This is a genomic window from Euzebya rosea (assembly GCF_003073135.1).
Lineage (GTDB): Bacteria > Actinomycetota > Nitriliruptoria > Euzebyales > Euzebyaceae > Euzebya > Euzebya rosea.
Genome location: NZ_PGDQ01000010.1, coordinates 83,922 through 108,902, shown reverse-complemented (window position 1 = coordinate 108,902; position 24,981 = coordinate 83,922). Strand labels below are relative to the sequence as shown.

The window sequence follows — 24,981 nt, the reverse complement described above, 5'->3', positions numbered from 1 at the left end:
GTCCGGCGTTGGCTGGGCCGTACGTAGCCGACCGCGCCAGCGTGCGTACGTGCGTCAGCTCACGATCTCGTCACCGATGCGGTGGACCCAGATCCGGCTGGTCCCTCCGAGGGACCCCGGCGGGCCCGTGACGAGGACGATCATGTCGCCGTGCGCCGCCCAGTTGCCGTCCAGCAGGACGCGTTCGGCGGCTTCGAGCAGCTCCTGCGCGCGATCCTTCATCGGCACGAGCGCCGCCTCGGTCCCCCACATCATCGAGGTCCGCCGCCGGGCGCGGTCCGATGGGGTCAACCCGACGAGGGGCATCTCCGGACGGCACTTGCTGACGAGCTGCACCGACCACCCGGTCATGGAGAACACCACGATCGCGGTCGCCCGGACATCGCGGGCGACCTGGACGGCGGACTGGGAGACCACCTTCGGGACGCTCAGCTCGGAGTGGGGCGGCGGGCTGGGGTGGATGAGGTGAGGGGAACGTTCGGCAACCTCGACGATGCGTGCCATCGTCCGGACGGCTTCGACGGGGAAGGCCCCCGCAGCCGTCTCGCCCGACAGCATGACCGCGTCGGTGCCGTCGAAGATGGCGTTGGCGACGTCGCTGGCCTCGGCCCGTGTCGGACGGGGCGAGCTGATCATCGAGTCCAGCATCTCCGTGGCGGTGATGACGGGTCGGGACTCGGCGTTGGCCTCGGCGATGATCTCCTTCTGGATCGCCGGGACACGTTCGGGGCCGATCTCCACACCCAGGTCGCCACGGGCCACCATCACGGCGTCGGTGACGTCGATGATGTCGGTCAGCCGTTCGATCGCCTCGGGACGCTCGAGCTTGGCGATGACCGGCGACTCGCCACCCAGCGCATGGATGCGGTTGCGCACGTCGATGATGTCGTCGGGGCCACGGACGAAGGACAGGGCGACCCAGTCCGCCCCGAGCTCCATGGCGAACTTGAGGTCCTCGAGGTCCTTGTCGGTCAGGCAAGCGGCCGAGACGGCCACACCCGGCAGGTTCAGGCCCTTGCGGGACTTGGCCCGGCCGCCGGCCACGACCCGGGCCCGCACCGTCCCGTTCTCGACCCGGGAGGCCACCAGCCGGAGGGACCCGTCGTCGATCAGCAGCAGCGCCCCCGGCTCGACGTCCTCGGCGAGCGCGTCGTACACCACGGGAAGGGCCTTGAGGCCCTCGCTCTCGTAGCTCTCCAGCTCCTCGACGCCGGGAAGGAGGTAGACCTCCGAGCCCGTCTCGATCTCCAGGCCGTCATCGGGCATCAGCCCGAGCCGCATCTTCGGGCCCTGCAGGTCCGCGAGGGAGCCGACGTTGCGTCCCAGGCGGGCCCCGAGCTCGAGGACGGTCTCGAGCCGCCGGGCGTGCGTGTCGTGGTCGCCGTGGCTGAAGTTCAGCCGGACGACGTCGATGCCGGCCTCGATGGCCGCGCGCAGCTTCTCGCGGTCGTCCAGGGCCGGACCAAGGGTGGCGACGATCTTCGCTCGACGAGCCACGTGACTTCCTTCATGGGGGGAGACGGTTCGGTGCAGGTCAGCCTAGAGGCTCACACCCTTCGGCGGGATTGTCGCTCGAAGCAACAATCGCGGTCGCGCAGTGAACCACATCGTCGCCATCCGGCGGGCCGTCGGCTCCGAACCGGCAAACGTGGATCCCACCGACCGGGGTCCCCCGACACCCCGAACTCGAGGACATCCAATGCGCACACGCTCCGCCCGTCTCCTTCTCGGCCTGCTGGCCGGTCTCCTGCTGCTCCCGGCCTCCGGCGCGGCGGCCCAGGACTCCACGACGATCTGTGACACCGACGGCCTGGTCGAGGCCGTCCAGAGCGGTGCCGAGGAGGGCACGCTGGAGGGCATGGCCGACGACCCCGTCGGGACCGCCGCCTCCTCCAACCCGGTCCTGACCACGCTGGTCACCGCCGTGTCCGAGGCCGGCCTGGTGGACACCCTGAACTCCGCCGAGGCCCTCACGGTCTTCGCCCCCACCGACTGCGCCTTCGCCGCGCTGGACGCCGCCACCCTCGAGGCTGCCCTGGCCGACCCGACCGGCCTGCTGACCACCGTCCTCGGCTTCCACGTCATCGCCGGCGAGCGCATCGCCTCCGCCGACCTGTCCGGTGACTACGAGACCTTCACCGGCGAGACCATCACCATCAACGGCACCGACGTCGACGGCCAGGCCGAGATCGTCGTCCCCGACATCCAGACCGCCAACGCCACCGTGCACCTGATCGACACCGTGATGCTGCCGCCGAGCGTGACCGAGGCGGCCCAGGCCGACACCGGTGACGCCGCGACCGCCGACGACGCGACCGCCGACGACGCTGCGACCACCACGGCCGACGATGCTGCGACCACCGACAGCGGCCCGGCCCCGACCGGAGGCGTGGCGACCGGTGCCGGCGGCACCGCCGACACCGGCTCGACCCTGCCCTTCGTGGCGATGGGCCTGCTGGCCACCGTCGCCGCCGCCGCCTTCGTCGTCCGCAGCCGCGCCTAGCCGCTGCCGCGTTCGCCGCGCCCACCTGCCCCGGTCCGGTGACTCCTGTCGCTGGGCCGGGGCAGGCCCGTGTCCGGCCCCAACCGACGGAAGGCAACACCGATGCGCAGATCCAGGTACGTCGTCATCGGCCTCGTCACCTCGGCGGCTGCTACCTCCGCGGCCCTGCTCCTCTCCCGCCGACCGGGCCGGTCGACCCGGCCCGGTGGCCGCCCGGGCCTGCCGTCGGACCAGCCGGCCGGCCCTGCGGACACCGGGCCCGCCACCGAGGCCGACGCTGCCGAGGAGGACCACGAGGTCGAGGGCGCGGACGGCCGACCCGGCCACGTGGCTGACACGCCCGGGCCACTGACGCCGGACACCGCGCAGCGGGAGGGGCGAGGGCGGCACGTCGTCAGGTCCGTGGCCGGGGCCGTCGGCCTGCTGTCGTTGGTGGCGCTGCTCGTCGTCGGCATGGTGTCCGCGGGTCTCCTCCCCTCCCGGGACGTGGGTGCGAGCGAGGTGCTCGTCGGGGCGATCGACGCCACCGGCTCCGTCGCCCGACCGGGACCCACTGCGACGGCCGTGCCCCCATCGGACACCAGGAGCACCGTCCGTCAGGGCTCGACCGCCGTCGCGCCGTCGGCTGGCGATGCGGGGCGGGTCGAACGGGCGGATCCCGCCACCGTGTCCATCCCGGCGATCGACGTCGACGCGTCGGTCATCCCGCTGGGCGTGACCGACAGCAGCCTGGACGTCCCGGAGGACTTCGCCGAGACCGGCTGGTGGCAGGACGGACCCGAACCCGGCGAGGTCGGCGCCGCCGTCGTCGTGGGCCACGTGGACTCCTTCCGCGGACCGGCGGTGTTCTTCCGCCTGCGCGACCTCGTGGCGGGCGACGAGATCACCATCGACAGGGTCGACGGATCCTCCGCCACCTTCGCGGTGCGCAGCATCATGCGGGTCAGCAAGGACGACTTCCCGACGGAGATGGTCTACGGCGCAACGACCGAACCGTGGCTCCGGTTGATCACCTGCGACGGCGACTTCGCCGACGGCAGCTACCTGGGCAACCTCATCGTCAACGCCGAGCTCGTGCACGAGCAGCCCCCAGCCACGAACGGTGCCCTCGCCTGAGACCCTGTCCGCGAGGATCCGACGGCCCACCCTCGTCCCCCACGGACGACGCGGACCGTAACGATCGTCGGTCCAGGAACGTGTAAGGGGAGACACCGTCCGTTCGTCGTCCCGAAGGCTCCGCCCGTGCCCAGTCCAGCCCTGCCCAGACCAGCCCTGCTGCTGTCGATCCTGCTGATCGCCACCCTCCTGTCCCCCGCCCCCGTCACGGCCCAGGACGCCGCCGCCAACGATGCGGCCGAACCGTTCTCCTCGGCCAACATGTCGCACATCGACAACCTGGCCTACCGGGTTCTGGACCGCGCCGACACCACCATCCCGTACGGCACCGACATCGAGTTCGCCACCGTCGACGCGGGCCTGGGGCGGACGGTCCGGCTCGAGGGACCGACCCGCATCGAGACGGCGGTGGCCGTGTCCGCCGACACCTTCATCGCCGCCGACGACGTCGTCATCGCCACCGCGTACACCTACGCTGACGCGCTGGCCGGAGCTCCCCTGGCCGCGACCCTGCGAGCGCCCATCCTGCTGACCACGGTGGAGGAGGTGCCGCAGGTGACGTTGCAGGAGATCACCCGCCTCGGCGCCCGCCGTGCGGTCGTCCTCGGTGGCGAGGCCGCCGTGTCCCCGGCCGCCCTCGCCCAGCTGACCGACGCCGGTCTGGACGTCGAGCGGATCGAGGGCGACAACCGCTTCGGCACCGCCGCCGCGATCGCCGACCGCATCACCGGGGCCAACGAGTTCCTGCTGGCCGTCGGCGAGGACGCCGACCCCGAGCGCGGCTGGGAGACCGCCCTGGCCGCGGCAGCGCTCGGGGCTGCACACGACGTGCCGTTGCTGCTGCTGGGCGAGGATCGCCTGCCCGAGGAAACGGCTGCCGTCCTGGAGGCCAGCGTCGCGTCCGACAACCCGCTGCTGACGCCGGACGCGCCGGCCCTGACCGTGGTCGCCACGACCGGCCAGGTGTCGGACGAGGTCGTGACCGCGGCCGAAACGGCCGCCGGTGACGCCACGGCCACCCGCATCGAGGGTGACGACGTGCACGACGTCGCTGCAGCCGCAGCCGCGGAGTCCTTCGCCCGCGGCGCCATCCGGGCCCGCACGCACGTCGCCACGAGCCGTGCCTTCGCCGACGGCCTGACCACCGCGGCGGCCATCGGCAGGACCGGTGGTGTGCTGTACCTGGTCGACGGCCTCGACGTCCAGTCGACGCCCCAGGCCGTCGACGCCCTGTCCGACGCCACCGTCGGGGTCCTCCGCCTGGCCGGTGGCACCGCCGCGATCGACGAGGCCGCAGCCGACGTGCTGTCGGCGCTGGTCGCCGACCGCGTGGGGTCGATGCAGGACTACGCCATCGCCGGTGCGGAGTACAACGGCCTGCAGATCGCCGACATCGCCGACCCCGAGCAGACCGAGATCGTCGCCTACTACGACTGCGTGACCGTCCAGGGCGACACCCAGGTGTTCAGCCGTGACGGTCGCACGTTCACCACGTTCACCTCCGAGGACACGAGCGCGCTCGACATCCGCTCCGACTGCGTCCGCCAGGCCGTCGCGGACGGGGACATCGCCTTCGTCGACGAGGTCGGTGGCGGCGAGGACGATGACCAGCCCGACGGGGTCCCCGACGACCTGACCCCGGCCTACGGCACCTACGTCATCGAGCTGACCAACCCCTACGAGCCGACGTACGCCGGCTTCATCCCGGTGCCCGAGGGGTCGCACAACATGACCGTGCACCCCTCCGGTGACTACGCCTACAACTCCAACTCCTCGCTGATCATCAACCCGATCACCAGCGGCGGGTCGGAGACCACCTACATCGAGTACTACGACATCTCCGACCTCGACGACATCCGCCGAATCGGCCAGCTCGACATGCCGGTCCTGCCCGGGCTGGGCACGGAGTCCCACGACATCACGTTCTCCGCCGACGGCACCCGGGCCTACTCCGCGGCGCTGTCGAACACGGTGATCATCAACACCGAGGACCCCGCGAACCCCGAGGTCATCTCCAACTTCGTGGACCCGGCCATCAACGTCGAGCACCAGGCCGACCCGGTGACCGTCACCGACAGCGACGGCAACGAGCGGACGCTGCTGATCGTGGAGGACGAGCTGGCGGGTGCCGCCGGCAACGGCTTCTGCCCCGGCGGTGGCATGCACGTCTACGACATCACCGGCGACAACGAGCTGGACCCGCAGACGCACAAGGTCGGGACCTACTTCATCCCCGAGTTCCGTCCGGCCGGCTCCGGCTCCGGCCAGGGCGAGGCGTTGACCTGCACCGCGCACGTGTTCCGCATCTACCCCGAGCAGGGCATCATCACGATCGCCTGGTACAACGCCGGCGTGTGGGTCCTGGACATCAACGGCCTGGCCGACGCCGCGACCAACCCGGCGTCGATGCCCATCGAGACGCTCGGCTTCTTCTACTTCTCCAACTCCGACACCTGGTCGTTCAAGACCAACACGTTCGAGGAGGACGGGTCGTTCTACGGCTTCGGCAACGACATCAACCGCGGCCTGGACGTCTACCGCTTCGACGCGTCGGTGGAGACCGCCACCGAGGAGATGGGCGAGGCGTTCGCCGGCCGGTGGGTCAACCAGCCGACCGCCATCACCATGGCCGAGCGTGCGCTCCTCACCAACGGGTACTCGCTGGGTGACCAGGCAGCGCCGCGCTGCCTGATCGCCGTGCAGGACACCTGATCGCTGACGGCCGGCGCTGGTCCGAACGGGTCAGCGCCGGTCGTGGTCAGCGCCGGCCGTGATCAGCGCCGGCCGTGATCAGCGCCGGCCGTGATCAGCGCCGGCCGTGATCAGCGCTGGTCGTACCAGGTCGCGAGGGGCACGTCGGCGCCCAGCCAGTCGACGAGCAGGTGGTGGGCGATCGAGACGTCGGGGGGCACGTACGCCTGGCCCCGGTCCATCGCCTCGGCCAGCTCCTCCCGCGAGAACCACAGGGCCTCGGCGATCTCGTCCTCGAGCACCAAGTCGGTCGACGTCGCCGTAGCGGTGAACCCGAGCATGAGGCTGGCGGGGAACGGCCACGGCTGCGAGGAGTGGTAGGCGACGTCGCGCACGGGCACACCGACCTCCTCCATGATCTCCCGGACCACGGCGGCCTCCAGCGACTCGCCCGGGTCGACGAAGCCGGCCAGCACGCTGAAGCGACCCGGCGGCCACATGGGCTGGCGACCGAGCAGGATCCGGTCGTCGACGTCGACGACCCGCATGATCACGGCGGGTTCCAGCCGGGGGAACTGCTCGGTGTCCTCCGCGGTGCAGCGCAGGACCCGTCCGTCGGCGCGCGGTTCGAGCGGCGCCCCGCAGCGGCTGCAGAACCGATGCCTGACCCGCCACTGCCCGAAGCCGAGCGCGCCGAGGACCGCTGCCGGATCCTCGGTCCCGACCAGCGCGGCCCGCGGGTCCTGGAACCGGCCGAACAGGGCGATCGCCTCGGTGTCGGCACCCATGTCCAGCACGATCGCCACGGCCGTGCCGGCCAGCACGGGCGCGGACAGCCCGGCAGCCTCGATGCCGGCTGGCAGCCCCCGCCGGATCGCGGCCTTGCCGTCGGTCCGCACCGCCACGACCATCGTCGCCTCGTCGGCGAGGGCGTCCAGGGCCGCGTCGGCGGACACACCCGGTTCGGCGTGCTCCGACGCCAGCAGGGCATCCCCGCCGTCGGCGTCGCTCATCGTCCGACCACGTCGTTCGCAGTCACCGATCCCGCGACCACCGATCCCGCGACCACCGATCCCGCGATCACTGATCCCGCGATCACTTCGACCGCTCGAACGGCACGCCGTCGGCGGCGGGCGCGATGGCCCGTCCGATGGCGCCGGCAAGCACGACGATGGTCACGGCGAACGGCAGGGACTGAAGCGCCTGGGAGGGGATCTCCAGCCCGGTGATGCGGACGACCGACACGTCCAGGCCGAAGCGGGACAGGTCCAGCAAGCGGAAGTCCTCGAGCCGGACGGACAGGATCTGCAGACGGGTGCCCAGCGCTGCGGCGAAGCCGAACAGCATGGCGCCGCCGAAGGACTGCCACGGACGCCACTTGCCGAAGATCAGCGCGGCCAGGGCGATGAAGCCCGTGCCGTTGGTCATGTTGTCCTCGAAGGACCCGACGGTCTCGAGGGAGAACCACGCGCCACCGAGGCCGGCGATGAGGCCACCGATGACGACGGCCAGGTAGCGGATGCGGATGGGATCCACGCCCAGCGTCTCGGCGGCGTGGGGGTTCTCACCGACGGACCGCACACGCAGTCCGAACGGGGTGCGGAACAGCACCCAGGTCGTCAGGGCCACCAGCAGGAACATCGCGAAGTAGATCGGCTTGCCGCTGAAGACCGGGCCGATGATCGGGACGTCCGACAGCAGCGGGATGTTCCACGTCGGCAGCGTGATGCCGCCACCGCCCTCGCCGGAGGGCACGATGACCTGTTGCCGCAGGTAGGACGTGATCCCGAGCGCGAGCAGGTTGATGACCACACCGGAGATGATCTGGTCGGTCCTGAACGTCACGCACAGCACCGCGTGGAGGAGGGCCATGAGCCCGCCGATGAGCACGGCGATCAGGACCGACGCCCACAGCCAGAAGCCGCCTTCGGCCCCGCCGAGCACGGCGTAGGCGACGAAGCCCCCGCCGGCCGCGGCCAGCATCATGCCCTCGATGCCGATGTTGACGACACCGGAGCGCTCGCACCACAGGCCCGCAAGGGCACCGAGGGCGATCGGTGTGCCCTGGCGCAGCGACTCCACGAGGATCGGGATGAGGTTGGTCTGCTTCGACGACGTCGAGTAGGCAAGGGACAGCACCAGCAGCAGCGGGACGAACACGGCCGTCGCGACGCCGAGCCCCACACGGGTGACGTTGCCCAGCCGATGCTCGAATATCCCGGTGATGCCGCCGGCGAGCAGCAGCAGGCCGGCCAGCAGCACCATGCCCGGCGGGTCGACCGTGACCTGCGGCACGTCCGGCGGGATGCCGAAGGTGAAGGTGATGTCGTCGCTGGGCACGCGGCCGGCCAGCTCGATCAGCAGGACGCCGATGATGCTGTAGACCCAGCCGATGACGACGAACCGGGTCCGTCGGGGATGCACGTTCTGGGCGGCGAGCGCTTGCTGCTCGGGTGCGGGTGCGGGGACGATGGTGGTGCTCACGGTCAGCCTCCCCACCCTGCGGCCAGCGCGGCACCCTCGCCGCGTTCACCGCGGATGCGGAACAGGCGCCGGACGATCAGGTCGGCGGCGACGAACAGCAGGATCAGCGCCTGCACGATGCGGACGAGGTCGATGGACAGGTTGGCCTCCAGCTGCATCAGCGGCGCGCCGGACAGCAGCGCACCCCACAGCAGGGCAGCCGGGATGATCGCCCACGGGTTCGCGCGGGCCAGCAGGGCGATGGCGATCGAGTCGAAGCCGATGTTGCGGAACACCCCCGGCTGGATGAAGCCAACCGACCCCGAGACCTCCGCTGCACCGGCGAGCCCGGCGAACGCCCCGGAACCGGCCATGGCCAGGATCCAGACCTTCGACACGCTCATGCCGGCGTAGACGGCGGCCGAGGGGTTCAGTCCGACGGTCTTGATCTCGAAGCCGGTCGTGGTCCGCTCCATCACGAACCACATCACCGCGCAGGCCACGATCCCCAGCGCCAGCCCCCAGTGCAGGGAGGACGATCCGGCGAAGGGGAGGTGCGGGAGCTTGGCGCTCTCAGCGATCTCGCGCGAATGCGGGACCGACGCGGTCTGGTCCAGCAGGATCACCGGATCGCGGCTCAGCACCAGCCACTCGACCAGCCGGAGCGCGATGGTGTTGAGCATGATCGTGACGATGACCTCGTGGGCCCCCGTCTTGGCCTTCAGGAAGCCGGGGAAGCCGCCGTACAGCGCACCGCCCAGCATGCCCATGCCGATCACGACCGGGATGGCCACGATGCTGGGGGCACCGGCCATCCACGACCACGTCCCGGCCCAGCCACCGAACAGCGCGCCGATGAGCAGCTGCCCCTCGGCGCCGATGTTGAACAGGCCGGCCTTGAACGCGAACGCCAGCGCCAGCGACGCGCCGATGAACGGCGTGGCGCGCGCCAGCGACGACGCGATCCGGTCGGGCGAGCCCACGGCGCCACGCAGCAGCGCCCAGTAGGCCTCGACCGGGTTGGCGCCGGTCAGCACCATCACGACGCCACCGATCACGACCGCGCACAGGAACGCGGCCAGCAGGACCAGGACGGGACTCAGCGCGACCCACGGCTCCAGGCGCCCGGTGATGGTGGTTGCCGGAACACCTCCGTCCTCGGTCTCGCGCGGCGTCGTCTTCGGGTCGTCGGGACCGCTCACACCAGCTCCTCCACCGCGTCGGGCTGCTCGGGCGGCCCGGGGTCCTCGGTACCTGCCATCAGGCAGCCCAGCCGTTCGCGGCTGGCTTCCTCGCGTGGCATCTCTGCCACGATCGTCCCCCGATACAGCACACCGATGTGGTCGGCGAGCGACAGGATCTCGTCCAGCTCCGCGGACACCAGCAGCACCGCGCACCCCTCGTCGCGCTTGGCGACGATCTGGGAATGGATGAACTCGATGGAGCCGACGTCCAGCCCGCGGGTGGGCTGGGCGACGATCAGCAGCTTCAGCGGCCTGGACAGCTCCCGGGCGACGACGACCTTCTGCTGGTTGCCACCCGACAGCGTGCTGACGGTGATCTCGGTCCCCGGCGTGCGCACGTCGTAGGCCTCGACGAGGCGTTCGGCCTGCTCGGCCATCGGCTCGCGGCGCATCACCCAGCCTCGCGAGAAGGGCGAGCGGTAGTAGCCGTTCAGCACCAGGTTCTCGGTGATGGTGAAGGCGCCCACGACGCCGTGCTTGTTGCGGTCCTCGGGCACGTGGCCGACGCCGAGGCGCTCGACCTTGCGCGGCGACATGCCGACGATGTCGGTGCCGTCGATGTGGATGTGCCCGTCCGCTGCGGCGCGCATGCCGGCGATGGCCTCGACGAGCTCGCGCTGGCCGTTGCCCTCCACGCCGGCGATGCCGTAGATGACCCCGGCACGCACCCGGAAGTTGCAGTCGGCGACGGTCACGACCTCGCGGTCGTCGGTCACGCCGAGCGCCTTGACGTCCAGGACGACCGGGCCCGGTTCCGCCGGGGTCTTTGGGACCTGGAAGGACACCTCGCGGCCGACCATGAGCTCGGCGAGCTGGGCGGTGGTACTCGTCGACGGGTCGGCGCTGCCGACGACGCGACCACGGCGCAGGACGGTGATGCGGTCGGCGACCGCCAGCACCTCCCGCAGCTTGTGGGTGATGAAGACGATGGACTTGCCGTCGTCGACGAGGCTGCGGACCACGGCGAAGAACTCGTCGACCTCGCCCGGGGTCAGCACGGCGGTGGGTTCGTCGAGGATCAGGATGTCGGCGTCGCGGTAGAGCGCCTTGATCAGCTCCACACGTTGCTGCGCGCCGACGCTGAGTGAGCCGACGAGCGCATCGGGGTCCACGCCGAGGCCGTAAGCCTGGCTGAGCTCGGCGATGCGCTCCCTTGCCAACTCGAGGTCGAGCTGGCCGCGGCGGGTGGTCTCCACGCCGAGGATCACGTTCTCCGCGACCGTCAGCACGGGGATCAGCTGGAAGTGCTGGTGGACCATGCCGATGCCCGCCGCGATGGCGTCACGGGAGGACGTGAACCGCTGGGGTTCGCCGTTGACGAGGATGCGCCCCTCCGACGGCTGGTACAGCCCGAACACGACGTTCATCAGCGTCGACTTGCCTGCCCCGTTCTCGCCCAGCAGGCAGTGGATCTCTCCACGATGAAGGGCGAAGTTGACGTCGGCGTTGGCCACCACACCCGGGAACCGCTTGGTCACACCCTCGACCTCGAGGACCGGAACCCTCTCGTCCTGCATCACACCTCCGTGTTCGTTGCCAGCAGGGAGCGTAGTCGGAACCCAGCGTCCGACACACGCGGGCCCCGCACGTCGCCGTGCGGGGCCCGAGTTGGCTGGCTGTGCGGGCGCTGGCTACAGGGGCAGGCCCGTGGCCGGGTCGATGCCCGTCTCGATGGAGCCGTCGGCGAGGCCCTGGCGGACCTCCTCGAGCTGCGTCGCGACGTCCTCGGGGATGTCCGCGTCGTGGAACGGCGCGTAGCTGATGCCACCGTTGGCCGCGTCCAGCGTGTAGATGCCACCGGCGAAGGAACCGGCGAGGACCTCACCGATCTGGTTGAAGACACCCAGGTCGACGCGCTTCACGGCCGAGGTGGCCAGGAACTCCGACCCGGGCGAGGAGCCGCCACCGAAGGTGGTGAAGTACTCGTCCTGGTCGACCCCGATGCCCCAGGCACCGGCCTCGGTCGCCGCGGACACGCCACCGGAACCGGTCTGGCCGCCAGCACCGAAGATCACGTCGGCACCCTCGCCGAGGAACTGCTGGGCCGCCGAGGCGCCCTGGGCAGGGTCGGTGAAGGAGTCGGTGTAGACCTTGAGGACGTTGATGGACTCGTCGATGTAGTGGGCACCGGCCTCGTAGCCGTTGACCAGGCGCACGACCGGCGGGACGACCTCGAGGCCGCCGACGACACCGATGGTGTTGGACTCGGTCAGCAGACCCGCCATGGCACCGGCCAGGAAGCCGCCCTGGTCCTCGCGGAACAGCACGCCGACGTAGTTGGCCGGGTACTCGGCCTGGAACTGGTCGATGCCGATGAAGTTGACCTCCGGGTTGGCCTCAGCGGCCTCGAGGGTGGCGTCGGCGATCAGGAACCCGACCGTGACGATGATCTCCGGGTCGGCCTCGAGGGCGGTGGCGATGTTGGTGCCGTAGTCGGCCTCGGAGGCCGTCTCGATGGCCTGGGACTCGAAGCCGAGGCAGTCAGCAGCGGCGACCATGCCGTCGTTCGCGAACTGGTTGAAGGTGCCGTCGTCGACCTTGCCGATGTCGGTCACGAGGACCACGTTGAAGTCCTCGGGGACCTCGACGCCCTCGTACTGCGCGCACGAGTCCTCGATGGAGACGCCACCCTCGGAGGCGTCAGCGGCGTCGTCCTCGGTTGCCTCGTCCTCGGTGGGCTCCTCTTCCGCCATCTCGTCCTCGGTGGGCTCCTCCTCGGCCATCTCGTCCTCGGTCGGCTCCTCCTCGGCCATCTCGTCCTCGGTCGGCTCGGCCTCCTCCTCGGCCACCTCAGCGGTGTCCTCGGTGGCCTCGTCGTCGGCCGTGTCGTTGGCACAGGCAGCCGTGATCATGGACAGGGCCAGCAGCAGGGCAAGCAGCCCCATGCGGCGCGCGAGAGCGCTCATGTCGATCCTTTTCGTTCCTGGGCGTCGCAACGCCCTCAGTTTTGGCGGGATGTCGCCGGGAATTCTAGCGACCTCCGATCGTGGTAGTTAACCACGGACCGGTGGCCGGATGTCCCCGTGTCTGGCAGGGTTGGCGGCCATGCCCCAGGACCGTGTGACAGTCGTTGACCACCCGCTCGCCGGCCATCTGCTGGCCGACCTGCGCGATGCCGACACCGAGCCCGAGCGCTACCGGGCGCTGGCCGAGCGCCTGACCTCGGTCCTCGTGCTCGAGGCCACCCGGTCGCTGCCCACCGTGACGGAAACCGTCCGGACGCCGATCACCGCCACCGAGGTGACCCGCATCGGCCGCCACGTCGTCGCGGTCCCGATCCTCCGGGCCGGGCTCGGCATGCTCAGCGCAGCGACCGACCTGCTGCCCGACATCGGCGTGGGCTACGTGGGGCTGGAGCGCAACGAGGAGACCCTCCAGCCCACCGAGTACTACTACAAGGCGCCGTCGCTGGACGACGCCAGCGTCCTGCTGCTGGACCCGATGCTCGCGACCGGCGGCTCGGCGGCCTTCGCCGCCAAGCTGCTGCGCGACCGCGGCGCGACCGACCTGACGCTGGTCTGCATCATCGCCGCACCCGAGGGCATCGCCCGCCTGACGGAGTCCGACCCGGACATCCGCATCGTCACGGCCTCCATCGACGAGGGCCTCAACGATGTCGGCTACATCGTCCCCGGGCTCGGCGACTTCGGCGACCGGCTCTTCGGCACGTTCTGATTGTCGTCTCTTCGAGCCGACGGTCCTCGGGCTCGTGACCTGCGGCGGTGGGTGGGCACCTCGGTGCGGTCGGCACACCATGGTTGTCGGGCACACGACCGGTGTGTGCGTTCGACAGCCCGGTGAGCGGACGATCGCACCCACCCTCGGAGCCGGGTGTGCCCCGCCCCGTCCGGACCCGCTGCATCGCACCCACGCGTAGCCGGCGGGGCGTTCCACGCGGCTGACCACCCGCAGCGACGTTCGCCCGGGCGGTGTGTGCGATCGACGCCGCCAGGGGGTGGGCAGCGCACCCACCCTCGACCCGCGTGTGCGATCGACGCCGTCAGGCGGCCGGCAACCCCCACGAGGCCAGACCCCGCGTGCATCCGACCACGCACAGGGGTGCCCATCGCACACGCCGGACGGGCACCCACCCCGCTCGGCGGTCACCCCTCACCCTGCGTGAGCGATCGACGCCGCCAGGCGGCCGGCGCCACACACACGTGGCCGGACCCCGGGTGGGCTGGACCACCCCCGAGGGCGCCCATCGCACACGGCCGTTCGTGTGCCCGACCCGCTGAGCCCGCGCACGCACCCGTTGTCGGACCCCGACGACCGTCGGACGAGGGGACGACCCGCCAGCCCCGCATCGCGCCCACGCGAGACCGGTGGAGCGGTTCATCGTCACTGACCCACCCCACGCCACTCACCGCAGGGCGGTGTGTGCGATCGACGCCGCCGGGGGGTGGGCAGCCCACCCACCCTCAACGCAGGTGTGCGATCGACGCCGCCCAGGGGCCGGCAACCCCCACGAACGCCGACCCCGCGTGCGGCCGACCGCCCCCTGAGGCCCCCATCGCACACGCCGTTCGCGTGCCCGACCCACCGCGGCCCCCACGCACCGCCGCAGGGCGCCGGCGATCCGTGAGCAAGACTCGCAGCCACGAGCTCGCGAGGGGCGAGAATCGGCGGAGCGGATCGCCGGTCACGAGCCCGAGGACCCGACGAGCGGAGCGAGGACCAACGAACATCGCCGGTCACGAGCCCGAGGACCCGACGAGCGGAGCGAGGACCAACGAACAACGCGAGGACCAGCGTCACAACCCCGTGAACAGGTCCTTCTCGAGGTCGTCGTGGACCGGGACGTCGCTGCGGACGCGGACGAAGGACTCGGTGCCGTAGAGGGTGGGGACGAGGTCGTCGGGGACGTTGAGGAAGAACGACTCGGGGGAGATCTGGCTGTGGTGGGCCTTCAGCGCGGCCTGCTTGTCCTCGATGTGCTCGCTGACGTCGACCAGGCTGGTGATCAGGTCGTCGTCGGTCCCCATGGGGATGTCCGCCGGGTCGACCTCCTCACCGAACGGCGAGGGCAGGCCACGGTCCAGGAACATCTGGTTCATCTTCACGATCCCCGACTTGGGGATGGCGGTGTAGTAGACCTTCGGGGTCCGCCAGGCCGGCCCGGCCTCGGGGTACAGCGCCGCCATCGACGCAGCCTCCACCGCGAGCACCCCGACCCGGTGGGTCTGGATGTGGTCGGGGTGGCCGTATCCGCCGAACGGGTCGTAGGTGAGGAACACCGCCGGCTGGAAGCTGCGGATGATCGCAACGACGCGACCGATCGCCTCGTGCATGTCCGCCTGCCAGAACGAGGCGGGATCCTCGTTGCCCTCTGTCCCCATCATCCCCGAGTCGGCGTAGCCGAGGAACTCGTGCTCCGTCACGCCGAGCGCACCCAGGGCGTTGGCGATCTCGCCCCGGCGCACCTCGGCCAGGCGCGGGAAGACCTCGTCGGGGTCCATGCCCTCCCCGACCACCTCACCACGTGACCCGTCGGTGCACGTGACGACCTTCACCCTGAACCCGCGGACGACACCGTCGCGCAGCACACCCCCGGTGGTGATGACCTCGTCGTCGGGGTGGGCGTGGATCGCGAGCAGACCGTGCGTGTCAGGCATCGGCCGCAGCCTAGCGCCCATCGTCGCGCCATCGGGACGATCGAGGCGCACGGGCCTATCCTCATGGGCAACACATGCCTCTGGACCGTTACGAACTGATCGACGACCAGGCCGACCTCCAGTCGGCCCTTGACTGGCTTGCCGACCTCGACCCCATCGGGATCGACGTCGAGCGCGCCGACTGGAACCGCTACTACCGGGCCGCCGCGCTGGTCCAGATCGGCGGTGACGGCCGCGTCGCGATGCTGGACCCGCTGCGCCTGGAGGACTGGTCGCCGGTCGCTGCCTTCTGCGCCGAGCGCGAGGTCGTCCTCCACGCGCTGGAGAACGACGTGGCGCCGATGCAGGCGCTCGGGGTCGACCCGCCGGTCGTCCACGACACCGCCATCGCCGCTGCCCTGCTGGGCATGCCGACGGGTCTGGAGACCCTCCTGTCGGAGGTCCTCGGCGTGGCGCTGGAGTCCGACAAGGCCGCGATGCAGCGAGCCGACTGGGAGAAGCGTCCCCTGACCGAGGAGATGCTGGTCTACGCCGCGGGTGACGTCGCCGACCTGCCCCGGCTGTGGGCGGTCCTGCGCGACAAGCTCGTCGAAGCCGACCGCTGGGACTGGTACGTCGAGGAGCTCGCCGCCACCATCGACCAGCCCACGGTGGAGGATCGCCGTGACTGGACCCGGACCAAGGGCGTCGGGCGGCTGGACCCCCGGGCACGGGCCCGGGCGAAGGCGCTGTGGGAGGCCCGCGAGGACCTCGCCAAGGACACCGACACGGCCCCCGGCCGGATCGTCAACGACAAGACCCTCGTCGACCTGGCCCAGAAGCCCCCGAAGGCGGTCCGCGAGCTGGGCCGCCGGGGGGTGCGCCGCCAGGCCGTCCGCACGTTCGGGGAGGACATCGTGACCGCCCTCGAGCAGGGCGCCAACGCCGACCCCGTTCCGGCGGAACGAAACGGCCGCCGGTCCACCGACGCCGACCGGGAGCTGGCCGACCAGCTCCGCGTCATCCGGGCCGAGGTCGCGGAGGAGGTCGGGCTGGACGCGGGCCTGCTGTGCCCCAGCCGACACCTGCTCAAGGCCGTGGTCGCCGACCCCCAGACGCCAGCGGAGTTCCGCGAGGCCCTGGGCCTGCGCGACTGGCAGTGGCGGCTGCTCGCCGATCCGTTCCTCGACGCGCTCTTCGAGCCGGCAGAGGACGACTGAAGACGGCAGGGGACGACTGAAGCCGACCGAGGACCACAGGCCGACCGAGGTCCACGGGTCGAACCGAGCCGAATCGCGTCAGCCGACCGGCTTGAGGGTGATGTGCCCGAGGTCGGTGGAGGGGTCGAGGGTGCCGGTCATGCTGCACTCGACCGGACCCGACGGCGTCGTCAGCCGCGCCTCGGCCCACACACGCATGCCCGACGCCTCCGACATCGAGGCCAGGAACGTCGCGACCTCCATGCGGTCGTCGGGGTGGAACAGCATCGTGAACGTCACCTCCGGACCGGGGACGAACCCCAGCAGCTGATGGGCGGCGCTGTTGACCGCCATCGTCTCGTCGGTGTTGTCCAGCACCACCAGCGGGGCGTCGGCGAGGTGGAAGCCGGTCCCCGGGGCCCCCGTCCGTCCGACCGCCCGCTGCCGGCTGTGCACGACCGCGCGTTCGAGGTCGGCCTCGAGGACGTCCTTGAGCACCACGTCGTCGGCGCCGGCCACGATCGCGTCGCGTGCGGCGAGGCGGTCGCCCGTCACGACGACCATCGGGATGCGGGGATGGGCGGTGCGCAGCGACCTGACCGTGCCCAGGCCGGTGCTGTCCGGCAGGTTCAGGTCGACCAGGAGCACGTCGGGCGGCTCGACCATGCGGTCCAGCCCCTCCAGCAACGCCGACAGCGCGTCGTAGGCCGCCGTCACGGTGACCGCGCTGCCCTCCAGCAACGCCAGGATCAACGCACGATCACCCGGCTCGTCGTCGAGCAGGACGACGTCGATCCCCTCCACCCGGTTGGCCATGGGACTCCCTTCAGCTGCACAGCCGTTGCCAACGGCCGAGCCGAAGCATGCCTCGTGTCAGACGCCGACGACGGGCAGGTTGCGGAGCTTGGCCGGCAGGGCGAAGTGCATGTCCTCCTCGACCACGTCGAGGCGTTCGACGACGGCGCCACGATCCTGGGCCTGCAGCCACTCGATCACGCCGGTCACGAGCTGGTCGGGGGCGCTGGCGCCGGAGGTCAGCCCGACGGTGTCCACACCCTCCAGCCACGCCGGGTCGATGTGGGAGGCGTCGTCGATGAGGTGGGCCGCCGCTGCGCCGTGGCCCAGGGCCACCTCGACCATGCGCTGGGAGTTGGAGGAGTTCTCGCTGCCCACGACCAGCACGAGGTCGCTGCGCTCGCTGAGCACCTTCGTGGCGTCCTGCCGGTTCTGGGTGGCGTAGCAGATGTCGTCGCCCTTGGGCCCACGGGCCAGCGGGTACCGCTCCTTGATGGCCGCGATGATGCCGGTCGTCTCGTCGACGCTGAGGGTGGTCTGGCTGACGTAGGCGACCTTCGTGGGATCCGGCAGGTCGAGCTGGGCGACGTCCTCGGGGGTCTCGACGAGGTTGATGGACTCCGGCGCCTGCCCCATCGTGCCGACGACCTCCTGATGGCCCTCGTGGCCGATGAGGATGATCGACATGCCCTTCTCGGCGTACTCACGGGCCTCGAAGTGCACCTTGGTGACCAGCGGGCAGGTCGCGTCGATCTGGTCCAGGCCACGCGCAGCGGCCCGTTCGCGGACCTCCGGGGGGATGCCGTGGGCCGAGAAGACGATGACCCCGCCCTCGGGCACCTCGTCCTCGTCCTCCACGAACACCGCGCCGCGTGACTCGAGGTCGGCGACGACGTGGGTGTTGTGCACGATCGCGTGCCGGACGTACACGGGGGCGCCGTAGTGCTCCAGGGCGATGTCGACGATCTCGATGGCCCGGTCGACACCGGCGCAGAACCCGCGCGGCGCGGCCAGCAGGACGGTACGGGGAGAAGTTGCGCTCATCACCGCCAGCCTAGCCATCCCGGCACCTGCCCCAACCGCTCCGGTGACCTATGGTGCGCCGCACACAACCCGACCACGAGAGGACCACCCGAATGGCCAGCTTCATCGCCATGTACACCAAGCCCGAGGACGCCGAGGGCTTCCTCGCGGAGTACAAGGCCGACCACCTGCCGATCGCTGCGAAGTTCCCCAACACGACTCGTCAGTCGTTGACGGTGCTGAAGTCCACCCCGCGCCGCACCGAGCCGGCCTACTTCCTGCTGTTCGAGGCGGAGTGGGCGTCGGAGGCGGAGATGTTCGAGGCCATGAAGGACCCGTCCCTGATGGAGGCCAGCAGCCACGCCATCGGCATGCTGAAGAAGTACGGCAACTCCGCGGAGATGATGCTCGGCGACAGCGCCTAGCAGCCGGATGCGCCCAGCGGCCCGGGCCGGCAGCACGGCCGGGGCCGCCGGCGAACCTACACTCCCCAACCGATGCACATCATCGTTGGAGGTTGCGGGCGCGTGGGCGCCGATCTGGCCGAACGGCTCAGCGACGAGGGCCACGACGTCGTGGTCATCGACGCGAGCGACGAGTCGTTCAGGCGGATCGGCACCACGTTCAACGGCGAGGCGCTGGTCGGGGACATCACCGACAAGGAAGTCCTGTCGCGCGCCGGCGTCGAGCGGGCGGACGCGCTGGCCGCCGTCACCCCCTCCGACAACGCCAACCTGATGGCGGTGCAGATCGCCAAGGAGCTCTTCGACGTCCCCAACACCGTCGCCCGACTGTTCAACCCGCAGCGCGAGCCCAGCTACCGCAAGATGGGGATCCGGTACGTGCCCGAGACGTCGATGATCGTCTCGGCCATCCGCAACGACCTCGAGCCAGAGTCCTTCCCGGTGCACCTGTCCCGCGCCGACGACGACGTCTCGCTGGTCGAGGTCACCATCGGCGACCACGGCCGTGGGGTCTCGGTCGCCGAGGTCGAGCGGGACGGCGATGCCCGCGTCGCGAAGCTGCAGCGGGGCGTGCGCATGCAGATCCCCCGGCTCGACGACCGCTTCCGCAACGGCGACCTGGTCGTCTGCTCGGTCAAGCGCAGCGGGGAACGTCGCCTGCGCCACCTGCTGCTGGGGAGGGACTGATGTACGCCGTCATCGCCGGCGGCGGCAAGGTCGGGCGCGCCATCGCCGGCGACCTGCTGGCCGAGGGCAACGAGGTCGCGGTCATCGAGATGATCCCCGAGCGGCTCGAGGCGCTGCAGCAACGCCACGACCTGCTCGTCATCGCCGGCGACGCCACCGACGTGCGCTACCTCGAGCAGACCCGCCTGCAGCGCGCCGACGTGTTCGTGGCGACCACCCGCACCGACGACGTCAACTACGTCTCCTGCCAGCTGGCCAAGATCTCCTTCGACGTGCCACGGGTGCTGAGCCGGGTGAACTCGCCGCGCAACGAGGCGCTGTTCCAGACCATGGGCATCGAGGCCGTGTCGACCACGACGCTGATCTCCCGCCTGATCCGCGAGCAGGCGACGGTGGGCGAGCTGATCCACCTCTACACCCTTCGGGCCGGCCAGGTGAACCTCGTGGAGATCGACGTCCCCCACGACTTCCCCGGCTACAAGCGCAACGTCAGCGAGCTGACCCTGCCGATGGAGTCGGTGCTCGTGTGCGTGTTCCGGGGCGAGGCCACCCTGATCCCCCGCGGTGACACCCGCCTCGCCGCCGGCGACCAGGTCATCGCCCTGACCACGCCGGACCTCGAGGACGCGCTGCGCGCATCGATCCTGGATCCCACGGCACCATGAGCACCACTCCCCCGGGCAAGCGCCGGCTGCGCGACGTCGTCGACGAGCACCCCTTCCAGGGGGGCCTGACCGGCATCCTCCTGGTGGCCCTCGCCACGCTCGCCATGGCCGTCGTGGCCGCGGGCCTCGTCGGCGTGATGCTGCTGGTCGCCGGCTGACCCCGTGCTGATCAGGCCCGATGCCGGCGACTTCCGGCTGATCCTGCTCTACACCGCCCGCGTGGTGTACGGCGTCGGCCTCGCCATGATCGTGCCGACCGTCGTGGCCATGGCGTTCGGCGAACGCATGGACGCCTGGAGCTTCGTGCTGGCGGCGTCCCTCGCCATCGGCATCGGAAGGCTCGCGGAGATGGGCCTGCGGACCCGACGCCCGCTCAACACCTCCCATGCGCTGGCGTCGGTGGCGTCGTCGTGGCTCGTGGTGCCGCTGTTCGGTGCGCTGCCCCTCGTCCTGAGCGGGCACTACGTCAGCTACCTGGACGCCTACTTCGAGGCCATGTCGGGGTTCGCCACCATCGGGCTGACCCTGGCCAACGACCTGGACCACATGTCCCGCAGCATCAACCTGTGGCGCCACCTCATGCAGTTCATCGGTGGCCAGGGCATCGTCGTCATCGTCCTGACGGCGTTCTCCTCCGGCGCCGCACGGCTGGGCACGCTGTACTCCGGCGAGGGTCGCGAGGACGTGATCCTGCCCAACATCGTGCGGACCGCCCGGTTCATCTGGCGGGTCGCGCTGGTGTACGGCGTGATCGGCACCGGTGTGCTGTGGGCGGCCCTGATCGCCGCCGGCCTCGGCGTCGGCGAGGCGCTGTACCACGGCGTCAACCTGTTCATGGCGGCCTTCGACACCGGCGGCTTCTCCACGCAGTCCTCCAGCGTCGCGTTCTACCGGTCGCAGCTGGTCGAGTCCGTGCTGCTGGTCATCATGACGGCGGGGGCGTTCAGCTTCGCCCTGCACTACCAGCTGTGGCAGGGGCGCCGCCGCGAGCTGCTGGCCAACACCGAGACCCGCACCGTGTTCCTGTCCACCCTGCTGCTGCTGGCGATCGCGTCGCTGGGCCTTGCTCGCACCGAGACCTTCACCGGGTTCTTCGAGATGTACCGGCACACGCTGTTCCAGGTGGTCAGCGCCCACACCACCACGGGACTGGCGACGGTGCCCGGCCGCCTGTTCGTCACCGACTGGGGTGCGCTGGCGCCCGCGTCGATCGTGGCCGCGATGGCCGTCGGCGGCATGGCCGGGTCCACCGCGGGTGGCATCAAGGGCATCCGCCTCGGCGTGGTCCTCAAGGGCCTCAAGGCCGACGTCCGCCGGGTGCTGCTGCCCGAGAACGCCGTGGTGATGGAGACCTACCACGCCGGTGTCCGCAAGATCGTCCAGGGGCCGCAGGTCCGTGACGCCGCCCTCCTGCTGCTGCTGTGGCTGGGGCTGTACCTCGTCGGCGCGCTCGTGGGGCTCTTCTACGGCTACCCGCTGGAGCTGAGCCTGTTCGAGTCCACCGCCGCCGCGTCCTCGGGCGGCCTGAGCATCGGCATCGTCCGGCCCGACCTGGAGACCCCCCTGAAGCTGGTCTACATCGCCCAGATGATGGTCGGTCGCCTGGAGTTCATCGCCGTCTTCGCCCTGATCGGCTACGCCGTGTCGGTGGTCAGGGGCAAGGTGTGAACGAGGAGTACCGCCCCACACGCCGCCGGGTCGTCGCCCTGTGGGTGCTCGTCGCGCTCGCGGGGGTCGCCGGCCTGGTCGGCCTCGGTGAGGCGCTGCGCCACGACCACCCTGCCGCCGGCGCCCAGACCCCCGAGCTGGCGGAGGAGATCGACCCGCTTCGCGAGGACGTGCCGTGCGAGCTGCCGGCAGGACGGGAGGGCGCCGAACGCCCGGTCGTGGTCGCCGCCCCCGAGCTGCCACAGCTGGTCACGTCCAACGAGCTGTACGACTGCCCCTCCACGTGGGACGGCCGGCGCGTGCGGTACGTCGGCGAGGTCGTCGGCGCGGTGCTGGAACGGCGCGACGGCGCATGGGTGCAGCTCAACGACGACGTCTACGCCGACGGGGTCGGCCCGCTGCCGACGCACCGGGACTTCCGTGGCGGCAACGCCGGCGTCGGGGTCAGGCTGACCCGTGACCAGGCGGCTCGCATCGACAACGTCGGCGGCGCCACCCAGCGCGGCGACCTGCTGGAGGTGGTCGCGGAGTTCCGTCGCGTCGACCCCGAGACCGCCGAGGTCGCGATCCTGCACGTGGAGACGATGCGGATCCTCCGACGGGGCGAACCCTTCGAGATCCCCGAGGCGCCGGGCCGGGCGGCTGTCGCCATGGTCGCCGCCGCCGGAGCACTCGCGATCGTGGTGATCGAGCGACGTCGGCGAGAGCGGTGACCCTCACCCTCAGACCCGACCTCGGCGACCTGGCCACCATCGCGCGCCTGGTCTCGCGCGTGGTGCTGGTCGTGTCCCTCGCGATGCTCGTCCCGTCGCTGCTCGGGGTGGTCAACGGCGAACGCGATGCGGCGGCGGTCATGCTGTTCGGCGCCGCGGTCGGCCTGCTGCTCAGCGGCATCGCCGAGCTGCTGCTGCCCGCCGTGGACGACGTCACCTGGGGCGAGGGCATGGTCGCCGCCGGCTTGTCGTGGCTGGTCGCCCCGCTGGTGTGCGCACTACCGCTGTACGCCTCCGGGTACTTCCCGACGTTCCTGCACGCCTACTTCGACGCGATGTCGGCGCTGACGTGCGCTGGCCTGTCGGTCCTCAACGACCTCGACCACCTGCCCGACTCGCTCAACCTGTGGCGCCACCTGATGCAGTTCATGGGCGGCCAGGGGATCATCCTCGTGGTCCTGACGTTCTTCGCCGGCGGAGGTGGCGCCGTCGGCATGTACGCCGGCGAGGCCCGCGAGGACAAGATCCTGCCGAACGTCCGCCGGACGGCCCGGTTCATCTGGCGCGCCTCGCTGGTCTACTTCGCCATCGGCGGGTCTGCCCTGACGATCGCCCTCATCGGCGACGGCATGGCCCTCTGGCCTGCGGCCTTCCACGCCACCAACCTGTTCTTCGCGGCGTTCGACACCGGTGGGTTCGCCCCGCGGTCGTCCTCGGTCGGCTATTACCACTCCGCTGCGGTGGAGGGCGTGCTGATCGTCCTCATGGTCGCGGGCGCCCTCAGCTTCGCCCTGCACTACCGGCTGTGGCAGGGCGACGCGAAGGAGATGCGTCGCAACCTGGAGACCAAGGTGCTGGCCGTCACCTTCACGTTGTTGTCGACGATGATGTTCGCCGGCCTCGTGACCGAGCTGGTGCACGAGGACTTCGTGGCCACGCTCCGACGAGGGCTGTTCCAGATGGTCAGCGCACACAGCGGCGCCGGCTTCGCCTCGGTCCCCGGTGCCCTGTTCTCCAGCGCCTGGGGGGTCCTCGCCCCCGGCGCGCTGATCCTCGCGATGACCATCGGCGGGATGTCCGGTTCGACCACCGGTGGCATCAAGGCCATCCGCCTGGGGCTGGTCGGCAAGCAGCTGGCCCGGGTCGCCCGCCAGGTCGCCCTGCCCCGTGATGCCGTCGTCGTCAGCCGGTACCACCACCTGAGCAGCCACGTCCTCAACCCCGACGTCGCCCGGGCCGCGACGATGGTCCTGCTGCTGTTCGGCGCGCTCTACTTCTCCGGGACCGCCGTCGGGTTGTTCTACGGCTACCCCCTGGAGGAGTCGTTGTTCGAGTCGACCTCGGCAGCCGCTGGCGTGGGGTTGAGCGTCGGGATCACGTCACCGACGATGCCGGCCCCGCTGATGGCCACCTACGTCGCCCAGATGTACCTGGGTCGGCTGGAGTTCATCTCGGCCCTCGCCCTGATGGGCTACATCCACTCCATGGTGCGGGGCACCCGATGACCCGCGTCCCCACCCGCCTGCAGGGCCTGGCCATCCTGCTCGCCGTCGTGGGCGTGGCCGCGGTGCTGGCGGTGTCGGCGGGCGCGGTCCGTCCGCCGCCCGGCGAGCCGCTGCTGCGCGGCGGGGCGTTGTCCGCCCGCACCTGCGACTCGCCGGTCGCCATCGTCGAGCCGGTCCCGGTGACCAGCGGCACGCTGCACGGCTGCCCCGAACGGTTCGACGGCCGCCGGGTTCGCGTCGTGGGGGAGGCGGTCGGCGACCTGCTTGGCCGCGGGCCCCGCCGCTGGGTGCAGCTCAACGACGACGCCTACGCCACCGCCGGACCCCTGTCGGTGCATGGCCAGACCCTCGGGACCAACAGCGGCGTCGCCGTGCTGCTGCCCGACGGGCAGGACCCCACCGTCCTCGGTGGGCCCGACCGCTGGGGGGACCTCGTCGAGGTGGTCGGGGTGTTCCACACGACCGCGGCGGAGGACCAGGGGGGCCCGGCGGTCATCGCCGAGGAGATGTGGGTGCTGCAGACCGGCCGGTCGGTGGACGAGCTCCCGCTGGGCGCGCTGCCGGCGGCGACGTGCAGTGTCCTGCTGGCTGCCGGTGCGGTGTGGGGCGTCGTGGGCGTGCGTCGACGGCGCACGCCGTCCTGACCCCGCG

At 70.9% G+C, this 24,981-nt stretch carries 22 protein-coding genes; 13 read left to right on the top strand and 9 right to left on the bottom strand.

Annotated features, from left to right (window positions below):
* Positions 1-54 precede the first annotated feature (54 nt).
* On the bottom strand, positions 55-1,497 hold the full coding sequence (gene pyk / locus CUC05_RS14635; RefSeq protein WP_157965585.1) for a pyruvate kinase: 1,443 nt from the start codon (positions 1,495-1,497) through the stop codon (positions 55-57).
* A gap of 202 nt (positions 1,498-1,699) precedes the next feature.
* Between pyk and CUC05_RS25895 the strand changes: the two genes are divergently transcribed.
* From CUC05_RS25895 to CUC05_RS14620, 3 genes are all read left to right on the top strand, one after another.
* Positions 1,700-2,503: a fasciclin domain-containing protein gene (locus CUC05_RS25895; protein WP_108666864.1), complete on the top strand. Its 804-nt coding sequence runs from the start codon at positions 1,700-1,702 to the stop codon at positions 2,501-2,503.
* Positions 2,504-2,605: 102 nt separating this feature from the next.
* Positions 2,606-3,619 (top strand): sortase domain-containing protein, encoded by a 1,014-nt coding sequence (locus CUC05_RS14625; RefSeq protein WP_205712345.1) that lies wholly within the window; start codon positions 2,606-2,608, stop codon positions 3,617-3,619.
* 126 nt (positions 3,620-3,745) lie between these two features.
* Positions 3,746-6,331 (top strand): cell wall-binding repeat-containing protein, encoded by a 2,586-nt coding sequence (locus tag CUC05_RS14620; RefSeq protein ID WP_108666863.1) that lies wholly within the window; start codon positions 3,746-3,748, stop codon positions 6,329-6,331.
* 110 nt (positions 6,332-6,441) lie between these two features.
* Here CUC05_RS14620 and nudC read toward each other — a convergent pair whose 3' ends face one another.
* The 5 genes from nudC to CUC05_RS14595 all read right to left on the bottom strand — a co-directional run bounded on the left by nudC (position 6,442) and on the right by CUC05_RS14595 (position 12,923).
* Positions 6,442-7,323 carry an NAD(+) diphosphatase gene (nudC, locus tag CUC05_RS14615; protein ID WP_108666862.1) on the bottom strand — a complete coding sequence of 294 codons (882 nt, stop codon included), beginning with the start codon at positions 7,321-7,323 and terminating at the stop codon, positions 6,442-6,444.
* An 82-nt stretch (positions 7,324-7,405) separates the two neighbouring features.
* The gene (locus CUC05_RS14610) at positions 7,406-8,794 is read right to left on the bottom strand and encodes an ABC transporter permease (RefSeq protein WP_205712344.1); all 1,389 of its coding nucleotides are present in this window, start codon (positions 8,792-8,794) and stop codon (positions 7,406-7,408) included.
* Positions 8,795-8,796: 2 nt separating this feature from the next.
* Positions 8,797-9,975, bottom strand: coding sequence for an ABC transporter permease (locus CUC05_RS14605; protein ID WP_108666861.1), 1,179 nt, complete (start codon positions 9,973-9,975; stop codon positions 8,797-8,799).
* The gene (locus CUC05_RS14600; RefSeq protein ID WP_205712343.1) at positions 9,972-11,534 is read right to left on the bottom strand and encodes an ABC transporter ATP-binding protein; all 1,563 of its coding nucleotides are present in this window, start codon (positions 11,532-11,534) and stop codon (positions 9,972-9,974) included. The genes CUC05_RS14605 and CUC05_RS14600 overlap by 4 nt, the downstream gene beginning before the upstream one ends.
* A 114-nt stretch (positions 11,535-11,648) precedes the next feature.
* Entirely contained in the window at positions 11,649-12,923 is a 1,275-nt protein-coding gene (locus tag CUC05_RS14595; protein WP_157965584.1) for a BMP family lipoprotein, read from the bottom strand.
* A 139-nt stretch (positions 12,924-13,062) separates the two neighbouring features.
* Here CUC05_RS14595 and upp point away from each other — a divergent pair, with 139 nt between their 5' ends.
* On the top strand, positions 13,063-13,692 hold the full coding sequence (upp, locus tag CUC05_RS14590; protein WP_108666858.1) for a uracil phosphoribosyltransferase: 630 nt from the start codon (positions 13,063-13,065) through the stop codon (positions 13,690-13,692).
* Between the two features lie 1,079 nt (positions 13,693-14,771).
* Here the strand turns inward: upp and mshB are convergent.
* Positions 14,772-15,632, bottom strand: a complete 861-nt coding sequence (gene mshB / locus CUC05_RS14585; RefSeq protein WP_157965583.1) for an N-acetyl-1-D-myo-inositol-2-amino-2-deoxy-alpha-D-glucopyranoside deacetylase — start codon at positions 15,630-15,632, stop codon at positions 14,772-14,774.
* Positions 15,633-15,706: 74 nt separating this feature from the next.
* Here mshB and CUC05_RS14580 point away from each other — a divergent pair, with 74 nt between their 5' ends.
* A complete protein-coding gene (locus tag CUC05_RS14580; RefSeq protein ID WP_108666856.1) occupies positions 15,707-16,831 on the top strand; it encodes a ribonuclease D in 1,125 nt (374 codons plus the stop codon).
* Between the two features lie 78 nt (positions 16,832-16,909).
* Here CUC05_RS14580 and CUC05_RS14575 read toward each other — a convergent pair whose 3' ends face one another.
* A complete protein-coding gene (locus CUC05_RS14575; RefSeq protein WP_108666855.1) occupies positions 16,910-17,626 on the bottom strand; it encodes a response regulator in 717 nt (238 codons plus the stop codon).
* Positions 17,627-17,683: 57 nt separating this feature from the next.
* Positions 17,684-18,649, bottom strand: a complete 966-nt coding sequence (locus tag CUC05_RS14570) for a 4-hydroxy-3-methylbut-2-enyl diphosphate reductase (RefSeq protein WP_108666854.1) — start codon at positions 18,647-18,649, stop codon at positions 17,684-17,686.
* Between the two features lie 92 nt (positions 18,650-18,741).
* Here CUC05_RS14570 and CUC05_RS14565 point away from each other — a divergent pair, with 92 nt between their 5' ends.
* From CUC05_RS14565 to CUC05_RS14535, 8 genes are all read left to right on the top strand, one after another.
* Positions 18,742-19,053, top strand: coding sequence for a hypothetical protein (locus CUC05_RS14565; protein ID WP_108666853.1), 312 nt, complete (start codon positions 18,742-18,744; stop codon positions 19,051-19,053).
* A gap of 72 nt (positions 19,054-19,125) precedes the next feature.
* Positions 19,126-19,779: a potassium channel family protein gene (locus tag CUC05_RS14560; protein ID WP_108666852.1), complete on the top strand. Its 654-nt coding sequence runs from the start codon at positions 19,126-19,128 to the stop codon at positions 19,777-19,779.
* Positions 19,779-20,444, top strand: a complete 666-nt coding sequence (locus CUC05_RS14555) for a potassium channel family protein (protein ID WP_108666851.1) — start codon at positions 19,779-19,781, stop codon at positions 20,442-20,444. The genes CUC05_RS14560 and CUC05_RS14555 overlap by 1 nt, the downstream gene beginning before the upstream one ends.
* Positions 20,441-20,602: a hypothetical protein gene (locus CUC05_RS24740; protein ID WP_157965582.1), complete on the top strand. Its 162-nt coding sequence runs from the start codon at positions 20,441-20,443 to the stop codon at positions 20,600-20,602. The genes CUC05_RS14555 and CUC05_RS24740 overlap by 4 nt, the downstream gene beginning before the upstream one ends.
* Before the next feature lie 4 nt (positions 20,603-20,606).
* On the top strand, positions 20,607-22,112 hold the full coding sequence (locus CUC05_RS14550; RefSeq protein WP_108666850.1) for a TrkH family potassium uptake protein: 1,506 nt from the start codon (positions 20,607-20,609) through the stop codon (positions 22,110-22,112).
* Positions 22,109-22,825, top strand: a complete 717-nt coding sequence (locus tag CUC05_RS14545) for a hypothetical protein (protein WP_108666849.1) — start codon at positions 22,109-22,111, stop codon at positions 22,823-22,825. Before CUC05_RS14550 ends, CUC05_RS14545 begins: the two co-directional genes overlap by 4 nt.
* Positions 22,822-24,330: a TrkH family potassium uptake protein gene (locus CUC05_RS14540; RefSeq protein WP_108666848.1), complete on the top strand. Its 1,509-nt coding sequence runs from the start codon at positions 22,822-22,824 to the stop codon at positions 24,328-24,330. The genes CUC05_RS14545 and CUC05_RS14540 overlap by 4 nt, the downstream gene beginning before the upstream one ends.
* Positions 24,327-24,974: a hypothetical protein gene (locus tag CUC05_RS14535; RefSeq protein ID WP_108666847.1), complete on the top strand. Its 648-nt coding sequence runs from the start codon at positions 24,327-24,329 to the stop codon at positions 24,972-24,974. Before CUC05_RS14540 ends, CUC05_RS14535 begins: the two co-directional genes overlap by 4 nt.
* Positions 24,975-24,981: the final 7 nt, after the last annotated feature.

Excerpts from the sequence above, each read along its gene's own strand:
- CUC05_RS14575 (WP_108666855.1), bottom strand. The coding sequence starts at position 17,626 with ATGGCCAACCGGGTGGAGGGGATCGACGTCGTCCTGCTCGACGACGAG.
- mshB (WP_157965583.1), bottom strand. The coding sequence starts at position 15,632 with ATGCCTGACACGCACGGTCTGCTCGCGATCCACGCCCACCCCGACGAC.
- nudC (WP_108666862.1), bottom strand. The coding sequence starts at position 7,323 with ATGAGCGACGCCGACGGCGGGGATGCCCTGCTGGCGTCGGAGCACGCC.
- CUC05_RS25895 (WP_108666864.1), top strand. The coding sequence starts at position 1,700 with ATGCGCACACGCTCCGCCCGTCTCCTTCTCGGCCTGCTGGCCGGTCTC.
- CUC05_RS14555 (WP_108666851.1), top strand. The coding sequence starts at position 19,779 with ATGTACGCCGTCATCGCCGGCGGCGGCAAGGTCGGGCGCGCCATCGCC.
- CUC05_RS14595 (WP_157965584.1), bottom strand. The coding sequence starts at position 12,923 with ATGAGCGCTCTCGCGCGCCGCATGGGGCTGCTTGCCCTGCTGCTGGCC.
- CUC05_RS24740 (WP_157965582.1), top strand. The coding sequence starts at position 20,441 with ATGAGCACCACTCCCCCGGGCAAGCGCCGGCTGCGCGACGTCGTCGAC.
- CUC05_RS14535 (WP_108666847.1), top strand. The coding sequence starts at position 24,327 with ATGACCCGCGTCCCCACCCGCCTGCAGGGCCTGGCCATCCTGCTCGCC.
- CUC05_RS14580 (WP_108666856.1), top strand. The coding sequence starts at position 15,707 with ATGCCTCTGGACCGTTACGAACTGATCGACGACCAGGCCGACCTCCAG.
- CUC05_RS14600 (WP_205712343.1), bottom strand. The coding sequence starts at position 11,534 with ATGCAGGACGAGAGGGTTCCGGTCCTCGAGGTCGAGGGTGTGACCAAG.
- upp (WP_108666858.1), top strand. The coding sequence starts at position 13,063 with ATGCCCCAGGACCGTGTGACAGTCGTTGACCACCCGCTCGCCGGCCAT.
- CUC05_RS14570 (WP_108666854.1), bottom strand. The coding sequence starts at position 18,649 with ATGAGCGCAACTTCTCCCCGTACCGTCCTGCTGGCCGCGCCGCGCGGG.
- CUC05_RS14560 (WP_108666852.1), top strand. The coding sequence starts at position 19,126 with ATGCACATCATCGTTGGAGGTTGCGGGCGCGTGGGCGCCGATCTGGCC.
- CUC05_RS14625 (WP_205712345.1), top strand. The coding sequence starts at position 2,606 with ATGCGCAGATCCAGGTACGTCGTCATCGGCCTCGTCACCTCGGCGGCT.
- CUC05_RS14565 (WP_108666853.1), top strand. The coding sequence starts at position 18,742 with ATGGCCAGCTTCATCGCCATGTACACCAAGCCCGAGGACGCCGAGGGC.